This window comes from Candidatus Pseudothioglobus sp. Uisw_016, assembly GCF_048087635.1.
In the GTDB taxonomy this organism is placed as follows: Bacteria; Pseudomonadota; Gammaproteobacteria; order PS1; family Pseudothioglobaceae; genus Pseudothioglobus.
In genome coordinates this window covers 562,416-582,017 of record NZ_CP159806.1, presented here as the reverse complement: position 1 = coordinate 582,017, position 19,602 = coordinate 562,416, and the positions used below count along the sequence as shown (strand labels likewise).

General features: G+C 37.0%; 17 protein-coding genes. 1 reads left to right on the top strand and 16 read right to left on the bottom strand.

Features of this window, described 5'->3' with window-relative positions:
- Positions 1-8: 8 nt before the first annotated feature.
- The 5 genes from ABXT69_RS02885 to ABXT69_RS02865 form a co-directional block, all read right to left on the bottom strand.
- Complete coding sequence (locus tag ABXT69_RS02885) at positions 9-269, bottom strand: hypothetical protein (protein ID WP_416679034.1); 261 nt, start codon at positions 267-269, stop codon at positions 9-11.
- Positions 266-2,629, bottom strand: a complete 2,364-nt coding sequence (locus ABXT69_RS02880; RefSeq protein WP_416679032.1) for a nitric oxide reductase activation protein NorD — start codon at positions 2,627-2,629, stop codon at positions 266-268. The genes ABXT69_RS02885 and ABXT69_RS02880 overlap by 4 nt, the downstream gene beginning before the upstream one ends.
- A gap of 9 nt (positions 2,630-2,638) precedes the next feature.
- Complete coding sequence (locus ABXT69_RS02875) at positions 2,639-3,442, bottom strand: CbbQ/NirQ/NorQ/GpvN family protein (RefSeq protein ID WP_271556431.1); 804 nt, start codon at positions 3,440-3,442, stop codon at positions 2,639-2,641.
- A 76-nt stretch (positions 3,443-3,518) separates the two neighbouring features.
- The gene (locus tag ABXT69_RS02870) at positions 3,519-3,878 is read right to left on the bottom strand and encodes a ribulose bisphosphate carboxylase small subunit (protein ID WP_271537665.1); all 360 of its coding nucleotides are present in this window, start codon (positions 3,876-3,878) and stop codon (positions 3,519-3,521) included.
- A 49-nt stretch (positions 3,879-3,927) separates the two neighbouring features.
- The gene (locus ABXT69_RS02865; protein ID WP_271537666.1) at positions 3,928-5,349 is read right to left on the bottom strand and encodes a form I ribulose bisphosphate carboxylase large subunit; all 1,422 of its coding nucleotides are present in this window, start codon (positions 5,347-5,349) and stop codon (positions 3,928-3,930) included.
- Positions 5,350-5,452: 103 nt separating this feature from the next.
- Here ABXT69_RS02865 and ABXT69_RS02860 point away from each other — a divergent pair, with 103 nt between their 5' ends.
- On the top strand, positions 5,453-6,349 hold the full coding sequence (locus ABXT69_RS02860; protein ID WP_416679030.1) for a LysR family transcriptional regulator: 897 nt from the start codon (positions 5,453-5,455) through the stop codon (positions 6,347-6,349).
- Positions 6,350-6,352: 3 nt separating this feature from the next.
- Here the strand turns inward: ABXT69_RS02860 and argJ are convergent, their stop codons facing one another.
- The 11 genes from argJ to ehuD all read right to left on the bottom strand — a co-directional run bounded on the left by argJ (position 6,353) and on the right by ehuD (position 19,601).
- Positions 6,353-7,537: a bifunctional glutamate N-acetyltransferase/amino-acid acetyltransferase ArgJ gene (argJ, locus tag ABXT69_RS02855; protein ID WP_416679028.1), complete on the bottom strand. Its 1,185-nt coding sequence runs from the start codon at positions 7,535-7,537 to the stop codon at positions 6,353-6,355.
- 89 nt (positions 7,538-7,626) lie between these two features.
- Complete coding sequence (locus ABXT69_RS02850; protein WP_416679026.1) at positions 7,627-9,225, bottom strand: ABC transporter permease; 1,599 nt, start codon at positions 9,223-9,225, stop codon at positions 7,627-7,629.
- Between the two features lie 30 nt (positions 9,226-9,255).
- Positions 9,256-10,275, bottom strand: a complete 1,020-nt coding sequence (locus tag ABXT69_RS02845; RefSeq protein ID WP_416652987.1) for an extracellular solute-binding protein — start codon at positions 10,273-10,275, stop codon at positions 9,256-9,258.
- Between the two features lie 45 nt (positions 10,276-10,320).
- On the bottom strand, positions 10,321-11,202 hold the full coding sequence (locus tag ABXT69_RS02840) for a sterol desaturase family protein (RefSeq protein ID WP_416679024.1): 882 nt from the start codon (positions 11,200-11,202) through the stop codon (positions 10,321-10,323).
- Complete coding sequence (locus ABXT69_RS02835) at positions 11,195-12,592, bottom strand: DUF4856 domain-containing protein (protein ID WP_416679021.1); 1,398 nt, start codon at positions 12,590-12,592, stop codon at positions 11,195-11,197. The genes ABXT69_RS02840 and ABXT69_RS02835 overlap by 8 nt, the downstream gene beginning before the upstream one ends.
- Positions 12,593-12,675: 83 nt before the next feature.
- A complete protein-coding gene (locus ABXT69_RS02830) occupies positions 12,676-13,326 on the bottom strand; it encodes an ABC transporter ATP-binding protein (RefSeq protein ID WP_416652981.1) in 651 nt (216 codons plus the stop codon).
- A gap of 83 nt (positions 13,327-13,409) precedes the next feature.
- Entirely contained in the window at positions 13,410-14,576 is a 1,167-nt protein-coding gene (locus ABXT69_RS02825; RefSeq protein ID WP_416679019.1) for a M24 family metallopeptidase, read from the bottom strand.
- A gap of 19 nt (positions 14,577-14,595) precedes the next feature.
- On the bottom strand, positions 14,596-15,804 hold the full coding sequence (locus ABXT69_RS02820) for a diaminopropionate ammonia-lyase (protein WP_416679017.1): 1,209 nt from the start codon (positions 15,802-15,804) through the stop codon (positions 14,596-14,598).
- A gap of 29 nt (positions 15,805-15,833) precedes the next feature.
- Entirely contained in the window at positions 15,834-16,610 is a 777-nt protein-coding gene (gene ehuA, locus ABXT69_RS02815) for an ectoine/hydroxyectoine ABC transporter ATP-binding protein EhuA (protein ID WP_271537677.1), read from the bottom strand.
- A gap of 46 nt (positions 16,611-16,656) precedes the next feature.
- A complete protein-coding gene (locus tag ABXT69_RS02810; RefSeq protein ID WP_416679015.1) occupies positions 16,657-18,939 on the bottom strand; it encodes a molybdopterin-dependent oxidoreductase in 2,283 nt (760 codons plus the stop codon).
- Positions 18,936-19,601, bottom strand: coding sequence for an ectoine/hydroxyectoine ABC transporter permease subunit EhuD (gene ehuD, locus ABXT69_RS02805; RefSeq protein ID WP_416679013.1), 666 nt, complete (start codon positions 19,599-19,601; stop codon positions 18,936-18,938). Before ehuD ends, ABXT69_RS02810 begins: the two co-directional genes overlap by 4 nt.
- Position 19,602 lies beyond the last annotated feature (1 nt).

Genomic DNA, 19,602 nt, shown 5'->3' with positions numbered 1-19,602 from the left:
TTTTCATCCTAGCGTGTTTGAAAAAGGAGCGACTTAATAGTTTGATAATTTGTAGCAATATTTCTTAAAGCTTCTTCTCCTAGTTTATTACTAGTATCGCCCTCTTCAATCTCTTTTACTTTGTCAGCATACATTCTTTTAAGTGTATTTGTTGTAGCTAATATTTCGTAAACACTTGGGGAATTCTTTTCTTTCCAATCATCTGGCAAAATATAAGGATATTTTGGATCAAAATCTATTAAATTATCGTCTTCTTCAGCATCCATCATTTAGTTAATGAGATAAACAATTGAGGAAGTCTCTCAGGTAATTTTTGAATATTATCAATTACCATAAAACGATTTTTACCAAAAATTCTCGAAACATATTCATCAGCGTGAGGATCTAAACTAATACAGAACGTTACAATTCCATGACTTCGTAACTCTTCAACCGCTTTTTTTGCATCCATACGAAGATGCTGTGGATCATCAACGTCAATATCTGCAGGCTCTCCATCCGTTAAGATCAAAAGAATTTTCTTAGCTGAAGATTGAGTCAATAAATCGACCCCAGCGTGCCTTATTGCAGCCCCCATTCTGGTTGATAGGCCACCTTTTATTCCAGCCAATCGGCCTTTTACTTCATCATTAAAACTATAATGAAATGGCTTAAAGCGATAGTACTGAACATCGTGTCTTGAATCCGATGCAAACCCTGAAATAGTTAAATTATCTCCAATCTTGTCAATTGCCCATGAAAGTAATGAAGTTGACTCTTTCATTAGCTCCAAAATTGTTTTATCACTTCCAATAACCATATCATTGGTAGATTCAGATAAGTCCATTAATAAGTTCACAGAGACATCTCTAACATGCTGCACTTTCTTTACATAAATCCTGTCAGATGGGGTTATGCCGGATCTAATATCTGCTAAAGCTGTTACGCATGCATCAAGATCAAGCTCACTTCCTTCTTGTTGCTTCTTGAGTTTTACGAGACCTTGAGGCTGCATTCGATCAATCGCATTTTTAAGTTGATTGGCAATAGGTTTGTGAGTTTTTAAAATTTTATTAATTAACTCTGGATCCCCTTTTCTCAAACGTCTTTCATACAGAGTTGCCCAGTTTGGCCGATAGAGCTGAAGCTGATAATCCCACTCATTGTAATGAAAAGGCTCACTTACTGGCTCCTTACCCTCAATTTCATTAATACTTACGCCATCGAGCTCATCAGGAAAGTACTCTGACTCTAAAGTCCAAATTTCCTGCGCATCATCACCTGCGGTTTCAACATCAAGCTCGTTATACATCTCCATAATATTGACATTTTTACGTACCTGTCTTTGACTAACAGGGACATAATCATTGCCCTCTGACAACCAATCAAGCTCTTCGTACTCCCAAATATATCTATTATCATCTCTATATATAATTGGGGTTGATACAAGAGCAGAAGCGCTTATTTTCACATCTGTTTCAGTCTTAAGTAGCTCGTAATAATTCATACCCAACTCATAGCTCATTGCTGATGATTCAGGCATTTTGGTCATTTTTTTAATAAATAACTTAAGAAAATCACTGTTAAATGACTGCTTTACTATGTATTTTTGATCTAATGCAGCCCTTGAGAAATCAACCAGATCTACTATGAAAGGATTTAAATCTTTTAAGTCCTCATCTTCAGGATGAAGCGCAATCCAAGTTTTCTTCATACCTGGAAATTTTTTTAATGTATTAAGCTCAACCCTTAAGTCTTCTATTAGAGAAATGCATGCAACTTGCAAAGGATTTAAGTCATCCCCTTTAAAAGCCACTCTAGTTTCCATAATATGAGCTGCGGCATGAGCACAAACCGCCCTATAACAATCTATACCAGGGATAATTCTTCCAGAAGCATGCTTATAGTCATCATAAGCATCTGGAATATGCATAACTCCATATTCAATATAAGGTCTTAGACCTTTCTTAGTTTCGTAGTCACCTGAAGTCGGTCGTAGAAAAAAATCACGGTTATAAAACGCTCTAAGATAAAACTGCAACTTTCTTTGATTATCAATAAATAGCGTTCCGCGCCTCTCCTGCTCAAGTATTTGCATTGATTCTGCACTACTTAATTCAAAATAGGCGATTTGGGCTTTAAAATCTCGTTTGAATGATTCAGCTCCATAAAGAACCCATCTTCTTAGGCCGCCAAGAGTAAGCTTACTAGTCAACTGATCAATATTATTTAGCATTGGCCTCATACCTCTAGGGGCTAGAGCTATCATTCGCTCCATTAACCTAAGGTAGCCTTTTAATAAATCAAAGTCACTCATCCGCCTTGCAACGTTTGGAAGGCTTGCAATCATCAGCACCAAGACAGAAGAGGATGTTTGTGAAGACATTTTCATAATTGAAAATACAATCTCACCAATTATGGACTCGCCAACCTCCCTAACGACCATAGGCGTCTCTTCCAAGAAAGAGATAACCATGTCTTCACCTTTACCCATTGCATGAAGCGCACCAGCCCCATCTAGATAGACTTTAAGTCCATTTGGGGACATTACCTTAGAGGCTTCAACAAAGCTCCCTGCAAGCGCATCATGAAGAATGTCAGAGGAATCTCGAAACTTTTGTTCAAAATCGGAAAGTTGAACCGCACTCATTACTAATCCTTAGTCAAAAAAAGTGTCGATTGCAGCATTAAGAGTATCGACAATGTCTAAGTCATCGGTAATAGGATTAACCATTGCAATTTTACAGGCAGACTTTTCATTAACCTTGTTAGCAATTAATTGTCCTGCATAGATACATAATCTAGTAGATATTCCCTCATCCAGCCCATGGCCAACAAGATTTCTAGCTCTTTGAGCAATTTGGACTAGTTTCAATGCTATTTTTGGATCAACGCCGGACTCTTTAGAAATAATATGTGCCTCAGTTTTTTCATCTGGGTATTGAAAGTTAAAACCACAAAATCTTTGCTTAGTCGATTGCTTAAGGTCTTTCATTAAATTTTGATAGCCAGGGTTATAAGATATAACCAATTGGAAATCAGGATGCGCTTCAATCAACTCACCTTTCTTATCGAGCGGCAAAGTACGGCGATAATCTGTCAAAGGATGAATCACAACGGTTGTATCTTGCCTGGCCTCTACGACCTCATCTAGATAACAAATACCGCCATATCGAGCGGCCATTGCAAGAGGACCATCTTTCCAAATTGTACCTTCCTTATCAAGAAGAAATCTCCCTACTAAATCACTGGCTGACATATCTTCATTGCAAGCAACTGTAATTAAAGGCTTACCTAATTTATACGCCATATATTCTACAAACCTAGACTTACCGCACCCAGTGGGGCCTTTCAACATAACCGGCATACGATTCATATACGCAGCGGTATACATATCTATTTCATCATTTTGAGGTTGGTAAAAAGGCTCTTTTGCAATTTTATATTGATCTAATTCATTCATTTTTATATCCTCTTCAAAAAAAACCCCTGCACTTAGACAGGGGTTTATCCAATCAAGCTTACCTAATTTTACTTGATTATTTAAATCCTTTGCCTCTGTAAATAACCATTGAAGCGCCCTGTGATTGAGCGTAATTATCATAACCAATTAGTCGAACATGATTATCTGGGTTAGCATCATGGCACTCCTTACATTCAGCAAGAATTGTATCAACATCTGTCTCACCAAATAAAGGAAGTTTCCACATATACCAGTAATTTTCCATAGCATTTTCAACTTCAGTATGCTCTACGCCAGGGTTATAACCCTGATCAACAATGTACTGTACTTGTTGTCGAATTTGTTTATCATTCATTGCAGGTAAGTATGAAAATGTTTCAAACTTTCTGCTCGAGTTATCGCCAAGGCGTGATGGGTAATCTTGAACTTTGCTCATAATATTTTCCTTATATTAGTTTTTCTTGTAATAAAAGTTGATTGATGCATTACTTGTGCACTATGTCCAGCTTATCAACTGTATCGAACTCAAATTTAATCTCTTTCCATGTCTCCATTGCAATCTTAAGCTCAGGTGAGTGTTTTGCTGCACTAGTAAGAATCTCTTTAGATTCCTTTTCTAAGTCTTTTCCAGCGTTCCTTGCTTCAACACATGCTTCAACAGCAACTCGATTCGCAGCAGCTCCTGCCGCATTACCCCATGGATGGCCAAGTGTTCCGCCGCCAAATTGGAGAACTGAGTCGTCACCAAATATATTTACAAGTGCTGGCATATGCCAGACATGAATTCCGCCTGAAGCGACAGGTAGCATCCCTGGCATTGACCCAAAGTCCTGATCAAAGAAAATACCTCTTGAGCGATCTTCTTTAATAAAGCTATCGCGCATGCAATCAATCCAGCCCAAAGTGGATTCACGGTCACCTTCAAGTTTTCCTACTACCGTTCCTGAGTGCATATGATCACCTCCAGAAAGGCGTAAACACTTAGCAAGCACTCTGAAGTGAATGCCGTGATTTGGATTTCTATCTACAACAGCATGCATTGCTCTATGGATATGAAGCAATAAGCCGTTATCGCGGCACCAATTTGCAAGACCTGTATTTGCTGTAAAGCCTGCCGTAAAGAAGTCATGCATAATGATTGGAGTTCCTAACTCTTTCGCATACTCAGCTCTTTTGTACATCTCTTCTGGCGTAGGAGCTGTTACATTTAAGTAGTGGCCTTTCCTTTCACCTGTTTCTCTTTCAGCCCTTTCAATTGCATCCTGAACAAAACCGAAACGATCTCTCCAGCGCATGAAAGGCTGTGAATTTACATTTTCGTCATCTTTTGTAAAGTCTAATCCACCACGTAGTCCCTCGTAACATGCACGTCCATAATTTTTAGCTGATAAGCCAAGTTTGGGTTTAATGGTACATCCCAACATCGGCCGGCCATATTTATTCATTTTGTCTCTTTCAACCTGGATTCCATTTGGGGGACCTCCACACGTCATAACGTAAGCTATCGGAAAACGAATATCTTCAAGTCTAAGAGCTCTTAATGCTTTAAAGCCGAATACATTTCCTACGAGAGAGGTAAGAACGTTAACGATTGAGCCCTCTTCAAATAAATCAATTGGGTATGCAATAAAAGCATAAATTGCATCATCTGATCCTGGCACGTCTTCAATGCGGTAGGCGCGTCCCTTGTAGTGGTCAAGATCTGTTAACAGATCAGTCCAAACTGTAGTCCAAGTTCCTGTTGAAGATTCAGCTGCAACAGCGGCGGCAACCTCTTCTCTTGGAACGCCTGGTTGGGGCGTAATTTTAAAGCATGCCAGAATATCAGTATCTTTTGGCTCATACTCGGGCATCCAATATGTATCACGGTATTCCTTTACACCTGCATCGTAACCTTTCTTAGCCATAGTCCCACTCCCTGTTTAATATTAATATAAAAATGAAATCATTATAGTAGGTGAAATAAATAATGTAAAATAATATTTATTTAAATAATCATCAATTTATATTATGATTAATTATACATTAAAACAGCTCTATAGCTATGAATCAGTCATTAGATTAGGCGGATTTACAAGCGCGAGTAAAGAGCTCCATATCACTCAGCCTGCAGTATATATGCAGATACAGCAGCTTCAAGATAGTATTGGAGCAAAATTATTTGATATTAATGGAAAAAAAATCAGCGCTACATTTATTGGAAAAAAGCTTTATGAAACTGCAGTAAAAACGATCAGTACACTTGAAAATTCAAAACTTGAAATGGATGAAATACTCAGTCCAGATTCTGGCCATCTTCAAATAGCAGTTGCAACAACTGCAAATTCATTTATTAGCGCATTACTTGCAAAGTTTAAAAAAGAGTTTCCTAAAATGACTTTCTATATCGATGTTACAAATAGACAGTCACTTCTTAACAACCTAAAAAATAACAATGCTGATCTGGTAATTATGGGAGAGCCTCCAAAAAATATTCCATTAATTTCTCAAGCATTTATGAAAAATCCTTTGATTGCAATCGCTCACCCTGAGAATGAGCTGCTAAATAAGAAAAGAGTCACAATTAAAGATTTAGCCAAGGAAACTTTACTTACGAGGGAAGTTGGTTCAGGCACTCGCATAACAATTGAAAAGTTTACTGGTTTAAACTTTAATTCAGATATTCAAATTAACTCGAATGAAGCTATTGTTGAGGCGGTTCAAGCAGGATTAGGGATTGGTTTTGTTTCGATGCATTCTGTGAATCTTCAACTTAAAAACAATATTATCAAGCAGCTTAATGTTGCCCCCTTTCCGATTGTAAGGCAGTGGCATATTGTTCATCATGCAGAGGCAGAGCTGTCTCCAATTGCAAGAAAGTTTAAACAGTTTGTAATTGAAAATACAAAGGCTGAAAAATATCTATAAACCTTAACTGCGATATTCCGCATTAATCTTGACATAGTCATACGAAAGGTCTGTTGTCCATACACTCTCACTAGTGTGAGCAGCCCCCAAACTAATCCTTATTTTGATCTCAGGCTTTTGCATTTCCAAGCTTCCAGCGGCCTCTGTGTAGTCTTTACTTATCTCACCTGAGGAGATAATTTGTAAATTATTTAAGAAAATATCAATATTTTCAATAGAGATTCCATCTACTTTTGACCTTCCTACCGCAGCCAAGATCCTGCCCCAATTTGCATCACTTGCAAATAATGCAGTTTTAACTAGTGGAGAGTGGGCAACGGTATACGCAACTTCCAAACAATCATCAACTGAAGACAGACCACCAACTTTTATTTCTACAAATTTAGTAGCGCCCTCTCCATCTTTAATAATCATTTGGGCTAATGTTTTTGTTATTTCATTCAGTGCATTTTGAAATTCTTCTTTACAATCGTTGAGCTGAACGCTAGATTGATCGGTAGCACTTAAAGTGCAGGCATCATTTGTTGAAGTATCACCATCAACTGTAATCCGGTTGAAAGACTGATTTACTGCAATATCTAAACAGTCATAGAGCTCTTCTTTTGAAGCCCCAATATCACTAACTATAAAACTTAGCATCGTTGCCATATCCGGTCGAATCATTCCTGAGCCCTTAGCAATCCCTGATAGAGTGACATTATTTCCATTTATAACAAAGGAAATAGAGCAAGATTTTTCTACTAAATCAGTAGTTAATATGCCTTTAGATACATCACTCATATTACTTGATGAGAGGTCATCAACTAGCTTTTCTGTATTGTTTTCAAATGGCTCTAAGGGTAATAACTGTCCAATTACTCCAGTTGAAAATGGCAAAATTTGATCTGAATTAATATCCAATTTTCCTGCAAAAATCTCACACGTCTTCAAACAAGCCTCTAAGCCTTTTTGACCGGTTCCTGCATTGGCGTTTCCACTATTGATAAGAAGAGCTTTTACATTTGAATTCAAGTGATTTTTTGCAACAATAACTGGAGCAGCACAAAAAATATTTTGAGTAAAAACTGCAGCAGTTTGCGTGCCTTTGGTAAATGAAATTAGTGACAAATCTAAAGCATTATTTTGCTTTATGCCACTTGAGATTGAAGCGAACTTAACGCCTCTTACTTCGAGCAAATCACCAATCATATAAAAAATATTATGGAAAAAATAATTATTAGTATTTTACCCAATTCATATATCAGCTAATCATTTTAAAAAATTTATAGAGCTAGGCTTTATTTAGTATCTCTATCAAGTTTATTAAATAAAAGCATAATGACTGCTCCTAGAAATACCATAATCAAAGCTGGAATCGCCGCCCTTTCATATAAACCTTCAGCGCTTAACTCGTAAACCCGAATCGCTAGTGTATCCCAACCGAATGGTCTTAATAAATAAGTTGCGGGCAGCTCTTTCATGACGTCTACTGAAACTAATAAAGCTCCTGCTAATATTCCAGGAGTCATCATTGGCAAATACACCTCCTTAACTAAACGGAAGCGACTAGCACCCAGTAATCTTGCACTTTGCTCAAAAATAGGCTTGATTTGCTCACTAGAAGCGATAGTTGAGTTAAAAGCAATCGCCATAAATCTAGATACATACGCAAAGAGCAACAACGCAACAGAGCCAAAAAGTATGTGATTGATTGATGAGCCACCAAAATAAATACTAATTAATGAAATATTTTGGACTCCATAAAGAAGACCTACTGCCATTACTGAACCTGGTAAAGCGTAACCAAGTGTTGAGAATCTAATTAATATCTGGAGGACTTTGCTATTAGACTTTCTTCTGCTAGGGAGAGCCAGAAGTGTTGCAACAAAAACTGTCAAAACTGTTGCGCTAATTGTCAATATACCTGTAGAAGATAAATAATCAAGATACCTTGGGTTCCACTCTTGGGTGAATTTTTCAAAACTCCAAATTATGATCTGAAGCATTGGCAGTGCAAATGAAAGCATAAAGACGCCAAATACAAATACAAAAAGCAACCATCCAATTAGGCCATTTGCATGATATGGCTTTATATTAGAAACATCTGATGAGTAATACTTGGCCTTGCCACGCGCTTTTTTTTCAAAGTAAATAAGAAGGAATGCAACCAATACTAATAAGGATGCCAGCTGAGCAGCTACTTCAATTGATCTAAAGTCACCCCAGGCAGAATAAATTGCTGTTGTGAAAGTTGGGTAATTAAATAATGAAACAACCCCAAAATCCGCCAAAGTCTCCATTAACGTAACAAGCAATCCAGCAGCTATTGCAGGCCTTGCCAAAGGGACAGAAATCTTCCAAAAAACACTGATAGGAGATGCGCCTAACATCTTACCAGCCTCAATCATCTGTATCTTTTGTCGCTTAAATGAAGCCCTGGCCATCATATAAACATACGGATAGAAAACCAATACGAATGTTAAGATAATCGCCCAATGACCAGAACGAATATCAAATCCTGAAACTCCAGTAAGCTCTCGTAACCATACCTGTGCATACCCTGAATAGTCAAAAACTCCAAGATATACAAAAGCTAAGACATAAGCGGGTATAGCAAAAGGAAGAAAAAGAGCCCACTCAAGCCACTTTCTTCCTGGAAACTCAACCATGACAACTAAGTATGCAAGAACTGTCCCAAGGACACTAACTCCAATGCCAACGCCTAGAAGCAATATTAAAGTAGAGCTAATTAGTTCAGGAAGAAGATTTTCTGAGAAATGCCCCCAAAGCTCTGTCCCAGGTAATAACCAGGCAGAACATACAACTATTATTGGGAAAGCAACCGAAAATGCTAAGAAGCCCATTAAGATATTTGAATTATTCTGTTTAATACTCATTGGGCTATTTAAATTGTAATACCTACCTAATTATCTATAGCCTTCTCTCTGCATTAAGGCAACCGCATCTGCTTGATTTTTTCCAGCAACAGATAAATTCATTTTATCCTGATTAAAATCACCCCACTGCGCAATTAAATTATCAGCTTTTAATTTTTGACTTGCTGGGTACTCTTTATTTAACTCTACATAAATCTTTTGGGCTTCGATTGAAGATAAAAATTCTAACAACTTAATAGAGTTTTCTTTGTTACTAGAGTGTTTTGTAACTCCAGCTCCCGAAATGTTTACATGAGTTCCTGAAGAGCCTTGGTTCGCCCAAAATAGTTTAAGCGCAACATTTGGCTTTTCAGCTTGGAGGCGTCCAAAGTAATAGGTATTCACAATACCAACATCACACTGACCTGCCAGGATAGCACTCATAACATGATTATCCTCTGCGTTTGGAGTTGCGGCCAAATTATCAACCCAGCCCTTTACAACGTCTGTAGTAGTTTTTTGTCCGTCATGATAAATTAAAGATGCTACGAGAGATTTGGTATAAACTTTTTTACTTGTTCGTAAACAAAGCCTACCTTTCCATTTTTTATCCGCTAAGTCTTGATATGTAGATAATTCTGAAGGGTCTACTCTTTCAGTACTATAAATAATTGTTCTTGCTCTAACCGATAAACCTGTCCAAAATCCCTCAGGATCCCTAAGATGATCTGGAATATTATTATTAATAATTTCACTTTTTACTTGCTGAAATAAATTTTGTGAAGCTGCATACCAAAGATTACCCGCATCAACAGTAATAAACATATCTGCCTTGGTTCTTTTGCCTTCTAGTTTAATACGTTCAATCAAAGCTCCACCATTGCCTGTTAGATATTTAACCTCAATTCCAGTGTTACTAGTAAAAGCATCAAATAGTGGTTTAATTAAGTGCTCTTTCCTAGTGCTATAAACGGTAATACTATCACTAGTCGCTGCTAAAACAGCAGTTGAAAAAGATGTAGAAAAAATTGCAAAAACCAGCACAGAAAGAATTAGTTTTAATTTTGTCACTTTGCACTCCAAAAAGGTTAAGTTAAATAACTTTAAAAGGTAAATTTATGATCCAACAATTAGATTCTTAAGGTTATGGGCTGCTTCAGATTGCCCCTTAACTCCAAATTCAATTTGCTGATCTTTATTGGACGTTAAACAACTTCCTCCAATAGTATCCCATATTGAAAGAATCGCACCAAAATTACAATCAAAATGCTTTGAGTTAATTGAGTGGTGAAGTTGATGCTGAGCGGGAGAGACTAGAATTTTTTCTAGCCAATTCCAGTAACTAATACTCACATGAGAATGCCTAAGATTAGAACCTAGGGCATGAAATACTACAACAAATAAGCTTGCTCCAAAAATTTCGATCAGAGAAACGCTTCCAGAGAAAAAGAAAAAACAAACTCCTAGACATAACGAGTGAACCACTAAAGCTCGAAAGCTAAAAAGAACTGCCTCAATAGGGTGAGTTCTAAGTACTGTTAATGGGGTTAAATTAGTTGCCGAGTGATGGGCTTTATGAAATCGCCATAATATAGGAACACGATGCATCAGTCTATGGACTAAATATCTTGAAAAATCATCTACAACAAAAAGAGTGGTAGTAAAAATTATCATCACCATCCAAACAGGAATTGATTCTAAAGGTCTCGAAAATAACAGGTGCATATTTTCAAAGACAAATAAGGTTAGAGCAAGCTGACCTAGTAAGATAGGTGCTAAAAGCTTTATGAAAAATTGATTGAGAACCATTAATTTATAGTCGCCAATTGCTGATTTAGAAAACCAAATTTTAGAATTGAAAAAACCACTGACAATAGTTGTCAGTGGTTTTTTTTGAACTGCCCTAAGCCAAATTACTGCTATAAAGGCAGCGCTTATTAGGTATCCAACAAATAAGCGCTTTTCAGGGTTAAGAAAATTTGCGAAAAAGTCAGTCATTCTCCGCGCTAGATTTTCCACCAAGAGTTTTCACTAATTCAGCTAAACCTGCAGTCTGATCATGAGATTTTGCAACAACTGCAAACTCATCAACCATTAGGTTTTGAACTTTCAACATGTGCGCCATATAGCCACCCCATGACTCAGAATTACTCTGGATATACTCTCCATTTGAATCAACTCCAGTAACTTGGGTGTTACCTAAAAGTAGTGGGCTGTGTCCAATTAATCGGTTTAGCCTAACAGATACTGCGCCCATGTCTTTTCCACCAACTTGAAGCGCTAACGCAAAACCTTTTAGCTCACCCCAATGCTTCGCATAGTTACGCCATGCTCTAGCAACATCTCCATTAGATTCAAGGATTGCCTCAATTTTAACCATGTCCTCATAAGTCTCACCTGCGTACTTGAATACTGCCTCAGCTATTACTTTTTCCCAGTTAGTCTTAATTATTTTAGCGTAAGCTTTAAGTTGATCACGTTGAGAGTCACTAAGAGCGTTAGCATCTGCCTCCACTAGCATATCTCTTCCATCCATGTATGCCCCGACAATGTCATGAAGGTAAGTTGTTTTTCCACCCTTATCAAATGAAGATGCATAATAGGCATGACCAAAAGCCATTTCTTTATATAAGTCTACTTTGCCATCATAGTTATAATCAGCAGCAGTTACATCTTTTTGTTTAGCAATATTGTAAACATCTTGAGCTGAAAGAGTTAGTGTGTGCGATGGAGCGCCAAAATAGCCAAATGCCTCATCCCAAACATGCTCTTTACCCGTATAGGCAGCACCATCTTTGTATGGCTTATTATTAGGCTTAGTATCTGCCTCAAGCTTTTCATCAAGATAGTTATCAACTGCCTGGTTATACATCACAGCACCCATTAAAAATTTAGATACTAATTGAGTATAGTCATAAGCATGTGCAGCATCATAACCAGCCTCAGCATCAGCAGCTTTCTCAAACATAAAAGCGACAACTTCAGGGCCAGTCATATTCCCAGGCCAGCCTGGAATTAAACCTTTATACGTTTTTCCGCTAAGATTTTTACTAGAGAGTTCACCAATGGTAGACTGCATAATAACAAAATCACCTTTTGTTGCTGGAGCAATAATCACTCGATCTGCACTTCCACCAGAATAATAGCTTTGCATTGCAGATACATCACCCTTAGAAATTAATTTCTTAAGAGAGCTTTCAAGAGCATGTCTCGCCATTTGTCCTTTATATGATGTAGAGGTTGTTGCACTTCCAGAGTAGTCTTTAAGTGTAATTGGAAAATCAGCATAGACATTTGATCTAGCAAATGATGCTGATGAAATCAAAATTGCTGACGTAAGAACGACAGTTAGTGGAACCGCTTTGGCGGTAAATCGCTTTATAAACATTGCTTATTCCTTAAAAAAAGTTAAAGTTAAAGTATTTCTTATTGCAAATGATAATCACTATCATTTGCATATGATACCTATTTTCATTTAATAAGCAACTTCTTTTTATGAATAATTCCAACCCTATCTGCAAAGGCTTCTGCTTCGCTTTCATCATGTGTCACAAGGATAGATGTGACCCCAGCATTTTTTAAAATAACCCTAACTTCTTGGACTAATTGATCACGATGAGATTTGTCTAAACTTGAGAAAGGCTCATCAAGTAGCAATAGTTTTGGAGAGGTTGCAAGTGATCTTGCAAGAGAAACACGTTGTTGTTCACCGCCTGAAAGTTGGTGAGGGTATTTTTTTTCGATTCCTTGAAGGCTAATTAACTCTAAAAGGGTTTGAACTCTTTCAATTTTGTCTTTTTTAGATAGATAGTCAATCCCAAAACTAATATTTTGAAAGACTGTCATATGAGGAAATAGAGCATAATCCTGAAAAACCATTCCGATTTCTCTTAACTCTGGTTTGACAGAATGATTTCCATCTAAACTTAAGTTATTACCATCTAAAGCGACTCTTCCGTTACTAGCGCTTTCAAGTCCAGCTATGAACCTAAGGGCAGAACTTTTTCCGCTTCCACTATCGCCCAGAAGTGCAAATATATCACCACTTTGGAGATCCAAATTAAAGCCATCTAGAACATGATTTTCATCAAATGAGACTGATAAATTACTAACACTAAGCATTGTTTAAATACAAATAATAATGATTCTCATTATTATATAAGAGTAATTCTCTTTATGTAAACTTATGAAACAAAAATTTAACTCTACTGAATGATTGGTAATTCCTCTGCAGCCCTTATACTTAACCACTCAGGTCCGTTTTCAGTAATGACAATATTTTCTTCGTGAACCATTTCTTTACCTGGAAGAAACGCCATTCCTGGCTCTAAAGTCAAAACAACACCCGGCTCAAGAACAGTATTGTCAGTTGAAGTATTTGATGGCCACTCAGTTAACTGCATTCCGAGCCCATGCCCAAGCCTGCCAACTGTGTTGCCTAAAGCTCCACCTTTTTGGAGGATATCATTCATTGCATTAAAAATATCTGAGGTTGTGTTTCCGACTTGAGCAGCATTAAATCCTGCCTCAGTAGCATCATAGGCAACTCTATAAGCTTTTTTAGCTTCATCTCCTATGTGTCCAAATGCATAATTTCTATCAAAGTCACAGAAATAACTGTCAAAAACTGAGCCAGTATCTATTATAAAAAGATCACCCTCTTCAATGATTTTCTCTGTTGGCCCCATAATAATTGAGCCATATCCTTCTTGTCCCGAACCTGAAACAATATAAGGAGTGTCATCTGCCCCCAAAGAAAGAAGGTGCTGCTTGAATCTCTTACAATTTTCACGCTCACTTTCACCAGCCTTAAGAAAACCTTCTAAATCTATAAAGCCTTGAGAAGTTAGCTGACAGATATGTTTAATCTTTGCAATTTCTGCTGCTGATTTTACAAACCTTACTTTTCTGAGAATTTTGTTTGCATCTTTAATCTCAATACCATTTAAAGCGTTTATTAAATATTCGTAATCACCCAGTGGCATCCTTAGAGTGCTTTCGAGGGTTTTAGGAACACCAAGACATTTATGAGTCTTCGTTAAGGAGTTTATTGAAGACAAGAGAATACTAATTCCATCGTCTTTTGGGTTGGGAGAAGTCCACGTCTTTATATCATCAACCCATGTTTCTCTCATTCCAGACTCACCGATCGTAGGAATAATTGCTTGAGGTTTGCCACTGACTGGAATCAGAACATACCATGGCCTTGTTGGACTTTGAAAGAATTGAGTTTTAAAACCTGTGTAATACTCAATATCAACCTGAGTAGTCAATAAGATAACATCCATCTTAGACTCAAACATAAGTTTTTGAATTTTATTAAGCCTATTTTCATATTCAGAAACTTCAAAGCCTCTAGTTGGAATAATCATTTCTTTATCTCCTGTCAAATTAAAGGCCGCTTAAAACTTCGGATGAAGACCTGCCCACTAATTCTTCGTACATCGTTTCATCGGTGTCACCCTCTGTCCCAAAAAATAAAATCTTTGAACTCTCATTAATTGACAGTTTTTCTTTAAGGTCACTATCATTACATGCTATGAGGAATCCTGCCAGTCCAGTAACAGCAGACTCTCCAGCAACAATAGGTTTGTCTCGATTGGCAAGAAGTTGCATCACTTTAGGGATTGATTCATCAGTTATTGACATAAAGTGGGGCACATAACTCTCAAGTATAGACCATGCTAATAAAGATACTTCTCCACAAGCAAGACCGGCCATTATGGTATCTAGATCACCGTGGATAACAGTTGGCTTTTCATTAACCGCACTCTGAAATAAGCAATCAGCATTTGTCGGCTCTACCATCACGAAAATAGGAGGAAATTCGAGGCTCTCAACTATGAAGGAAACAACAGCTGCTGGGAATCCTCCAACGCCTCCTTGTAAAAAAACATGTGTTGGCATTTCATCCAGCTGTTTGAGAGACTCATCCACCATTACAGTGTATCCCTGCATTACATCTTTTGGAATATCCGTATAACCTTCATAGGAAGTGTCAGATACAACCGTATAATCATTTTTATCGGCCACTTCAGCAGCTAAACGAACTGAGTCATCATAGTTCCCTTTAATTCTATTAACTTGTGCTCCATATTTAGCAATTGCCTCTTCTCGCCCAACACTGACATTTCGATGAATATAAATTTCACAGTTACAACCAAAATGAAGAGATCCCCAAGCAACTGACCTGCCGTGATTTCCATCAGTTGCGCAGCAGACAGTAATTTTTGAAGTTTCATGTTTATATGTACCAGCAATAAGATCCTTTGAGCTAGCTGTAATTCCAATTTCCTTTAGTTTCTTAATTAAAAGATTGGCTACTGCATAAGCACCTCCAAGGGCTTTAAAGCTTTTGAGAGAGAAACGAAAGTTTTCATCCTTGTATGCAATTGATGAAACGCCGGCATCTTTGGCCATATCAGGGAAAAAATGGAGCGGTGTTGGCTCATAATTATCCCACGTGGTGATTTCTTTATTTGCTCGTTCAAATGCCTCTAAACTCAATATATGCTGATGCTTATATTCAAAGTCAGCTTGAATGTTTAAATTCTCAAAATGTTTTGTTGAATGAACTAAGTGCTTGTATTGTTTAATCATAATCGTAAAAATATTTGGTAGGTTTAGTATTAATTGACGTTGTTAATAAATTTTTTAAGAAATTCTTTAGTTCGTCTCTTTTCTGGATTTGCAAAAATATTCTCAGGCTTTCCAGACTCCACTATTTGACCCGCATCAAAAAATAAAACTCTATCTGCAAATTCTCGTGCAAAGTTCATTTCATGAGTAACCGTTAACATCGTAGTATCCGTATCAGATGCTAACTTACGAAGAACAGTTAATACCTCATCAACAAGCTCTGGATCTAGAGCTGAGGTAACTTCATCGAACAACATAATTTTTGGCTCCATAGCTAAAGCTCTAGCTATTGCTACGCGTTGCTGCTGGCCACCTGATAATTCATGAGGATAATGATCTTTTTTATCGTTTAGCCCAATTAAATTAAATAATTCTTCAGCCTTATCTTTCGCCTCAGGCTTTGATCTTTTCTTTATTAAGATCTGGGGCTGTTCAACATTTTCAATAGCAGTTAGATGAGGAAATAAATTGAATTGCTGAAAGACCATCCCAATATGATCACGCATTTTGTGAAGATGATTTTCAGAGGCTGGGATAATTTTTCCATTATTTTTTTCATGCCATAAATATTCACCATTAACTGAAACAAAACCATCATCAATAGTTTCTAATGTCATCAAAATTCGTAAGATTGTTGTCTTTCCAGAACCACTTGGCCCAATCAAAGCTAATTTTTCACCATCTTTCACTTCCAAATTTAACTTATCTAAAACCTTTAAATCACCGAAAGATTTTGAAACATTTTCAAACTGTATAATATTATTCATAGTATTAAATTTTTAGTTAGTTATTAATTTTGTTTAAGTATCTTTATCAATTAAGGGTTTCTGGAGTTTTAAAAATATTCACATCCACAATTTCCTCTCTCTTTGCTTTTCTCACTTGTACTAAAGTTGTATGGCAAGTTGGTCCTTGACTTAAAGACGAAGTTCCAACATCTTTTGTGAGAACATTAGGGTTGCCATGTCTCTCTAAATTTAAAGCATAGTCTGGATCAAACCAGGCGCCAGTTGACAGCACAACAACTCCAGGCATAACACTATCAGAAATATTTGCGCCAGCCAATACCCTTCCTCTTTTGTTAAATAACATCACAATATCACCATCCTGAATATCTCTATCTAGAGCGTCTGATGAATTAATCATCACTGGCTCCTTGCCTTTTATTTTACTGTTCTGACTATTAGCAGCGTTATCAAGCTGGCTGTGGAGTCTATGCGTTGGCTGATTTGAAATTAAATGCAATGGATATTCATCTATGTTTCCTAACCACTCATATGGCTCAAACCAGTAAGGGTGTGAGAAGCAATCACTTAATTGAAAGTTAGATATAGTTTCAGAGGATATTTCTATTTTTCCTGAGGGGGTCTTTAGAGGAAAATTAATTGGATCTTTTCTAAAATCATTAAACATAATTTTTTCAATCTTTGGGGCTGGAAGTTCAAAATACCCTTTTTTCCAGAATTCTTCAAAACTTGGAAAACTTATATTTTTTTGATTCGTTTTTGAGCTGTTATTCCATATAAATTTTATCCAATCCAATTCACTCCTATCTTCAGTAAATGATTCTAGAAAGCCCAGTTTTTTTGCTAACCCTGAAAATATTTCAAAATCAGTTTTTGAATTTTTATAGCTTTTCATAGCTTTTTTATTCGCTACAACTGTTGGATCTCTTGGATTCAGCATTAAATCATTTCTCTCTAAAGCGGTATTGGCTGGGAAAATAATGTCAGCGTGACGAGCTTGAGAATTCCACCAAATTTCATTAACAATAATTGTATTGGGTTTTTGCCAAGCTTTAGTCAGTCGATTTAAGTCTTGATGATGATGAAAGGGATTTCCTCCCGCCCAATAAATTAATTTTATATCTGGGTATGTTAATTTCTTTCCATCATAATCAAACTCCCCTCCTGGGTTTTCCAGCATATCGGTTACTCTTGCAACTGGAATAAAATCTTTAATCTTATTTTTACCTTGAGGTAGGCTTTGCCAAGGAATTTTATCAAATGAATCACCTGTACTATTTACACTAGAGTATCCAAATCCAAAGCCACCACTGGCAGTTCCAATTTGGCCTAGCATTGCCGCAAGAGTAATTCCCATCCACAAAGGCTGCTCCCCTCTCGATGCTCTTTGTAGGCTCCAAGATAAAGAAATCATGGTTTTTTTTGTTATTATTTTATTTGCTAGCTCGTAGATTGTTTTGACAGGAATATTTGTAATTTTTGATGCCCATTCAGGGCTGCATTCTTGATTATTTTTTTTGCCTAGTACGTAGTCAGAAAAACTATCGAATCCCACAGTATATTTATCTATGAAATCCTTATCGTAAGATTGATTTTTAATCAAAATATGAGCTAGAGCCAACATTAAAGCGGTATCAGTATTTGGCCGAATAGGAACTTGCTGTGCTTTTAAAAATTTAGGCGCGTCATCCATAAGAGGGCTTATATTAATGAACTCGACCCCTTTATCAAAACACTTTTTCATGCCCAGCTGGGTAACGTGCTTTCCTACGCCTCCAGCTGAAACTTTAGAGTTTTTTAATGGCATTCCGCCAAACATTAATATTAACTCACACTCCTCAGATAGAGCATTCCAGGTCGTATGCTCCTCAAGTGTTGTATATAAGTCTAAACCAATTATATGAGGAAGGAGGGTTTGCGCTGCAGCGTATGAGTAACTTTGAAATGATGAGCTAAAGCCTCCAAATAAATTAAAGAAACGATTAACTTGGCTTTTAGCATGGTGAAATCTTCCAGCACTTGCCCATCCATACGACCCGGCATAAATTGCTGAATTACCATAGGCATTTTTAGTTTTTAATAGCTCTTTAGATGCAAGCTCAAATGCCTCATCCCAGCTGACAGGTATAAACTCATCTTGGCCTCTTTTGCCATCACTTTTACCTATATTATCTAGCCATCCTTTTCTTACATGAGGCTGAGTGATTCTTAAATTATCGATAGCAGCATCAGCTAGACCTAAACCAAATTCTGTTGGAGAAGAATCTAACCCCCAATTATCTAATTGTATTTTTTTATTCTTATCTACTGAAAATTTATAAGTTCCCCAGTGCGAACTTACGAAATTCATCGATTCACCTTTATTGGCTTAAATTTCTTTTCTAATTTCATTGCTATCATTGCTGATGGAATAGATACGATTAAAAAGAACACCCCAACAAGGGTCATAGGCTCAAGATAAGTGTAATAACTATTACTATATTGATCCGCTGCTCTAAATAATTCAACTACTGTAATAAATGCCAACAATGGCGTCTCCTTAAACATTGTGATCAAATAGTTTGCAAGTGGTGGAATCATAGGGGGGATAGCTTGAGGCAAAATAACATGCTTCCAAGCTTGATATGGATTATAGTTTAGAGACTTTGCAGCTTCCCACTGCCCTTTAGAAACATTATCAATGCCGGCCCTAAAAACTTCAGACGTATATGTACTAAAGTGAATACCTAATACAATTACCCCACATGTAAACGCTTCTAGGAAAATTCCAAAATCAGGAAGGACATAAAATACAACATACAACTGCACTAGGATTGGTGTTCTTCTAACAAACTCCGTCATCCAATATAAGGAAACACGCACAAACTTGCTTTTAGACATCTTGAAAATAGCTATTGCTAATCCTAAAATATAAGCAATTAAGGATGCAACAATGGTAGCTTCAATTGTAATGACTAAGCCTTTAAGAAGCTGAGGTAAGACTGCATATGCATGATCCCAATTCCATTCCATA

Bases quoted from the DNA above. Each gene is read 5' to 3' on its own strand.
- ABXT69_RS02885 (WP_416679034.1), bottom strand. From the start codon at position 269: ATGATGGATGCTGAAGAAGACGATAATTTAATAGATTTTGATCCAAAA.
- ABXT69_RS02880 (WP_416679032.1), bottom strand. From the start codon at position 2,629: ATGAGTGCGGTTCAACTTTCCGATTTTGAACAAAAGTTTCGAGATTCC.
- ABXT69_RS02875 (WP_271556431.1), bottom strand. From the start codon at position 3,442: ATGAATGAATTAGATCAATATAAAATTGCAAAAGAGCCTTTTTACCAA.
- ABXT69_RS02870 (WP_271537665.1), bottom strand. From the start codon at position 3,878: ATGAGCAAAGTTCAAGATTACCCATCACGCCTTGGCGATAACTCGAGC.
- ABXT69_RS02865 (WP_271537666.1), bottom strand. From the start codon at position 5,349: ATGGCTAAGAAAGGTTACGATGCAGGTGTAAAGGAATACCGTGATACA.
- ABXT69_RS02860 (WP_416679030.1), top strand. From the start codon at position 5,453: ATGATTAATTATACATTAAAACAGCTCTATAGCTATGAATCAGTCATT.
- argJ (WP_416679028.1), bottom strand. From the start codon at position 7,537: ATGATTGGTGATTTGCTCGAAGTAAGAGGCGTTAAGTTCGCTTCAATC.
- ABXT69_RS02850 (WP_416679026.1), bottom strand. From the start codon at position 9,225: ATGAGTATTAAACAGAATAATTCAAATATCTTAATGGGCTTCTTAGCA.
- ABXT69_RS02840 (WP_416679024.1), bottom strand. From the start codon at position 11,202: ATGACTGACTTTTTCGCAAATTTTCTTAACCCTGAAAAGCGCTTATTT.
- ABXT69_RS02835 (WP_416679021.1), bottom strand. From the start codon at position 12,592: ATGTTTATAAAGCGATTTACCGCCAAAGCGGTTCCACTAACTGTCGTT.
- ABXT69_RS02830 (WP_416652981.1), bottom strand. From the start codon at position 13,326: ATGCTTAGTGTTAGTAATTTATCAGTCTCATTTGATGAAAATCATGTT.
- ABXT69_RS02825 (WP_416679019.1), bottom strand. From the start codon at position 14,576: ATGATTATTCCAACTAGAGGCTTTGAAGTTTCTGAATATGAAAATAGG.
- ABXT69_RS02820 (WP_416679017.1), bottom strand. From the start codon at position 15,804: ATGATTAAACAATACAAGCACTTAGTTCATTCAACAAAACATTTTGAG.
- ehuA (WP_271537677.1), bottom strand. From the start codon at position 16,610: ATGAATAATATTATACAGTTTGAAAATGTTTCAAAATCTTTCGGTGAT.
- ABXT69_RS02810 (WP_416679015.1), bottom strand. From the start codon at position 18,939: ATGAATTTCGTAAGTTCGCACTGGGGAACTTATAAATTTTCAGTAGAT.
- ehuD (WP_416679013.1), bottom strand. From the start codon at position 19,601: ATGGAATGGAATTGGGATCATGCATATGCAGTCTTACCTCAGCTTCTT.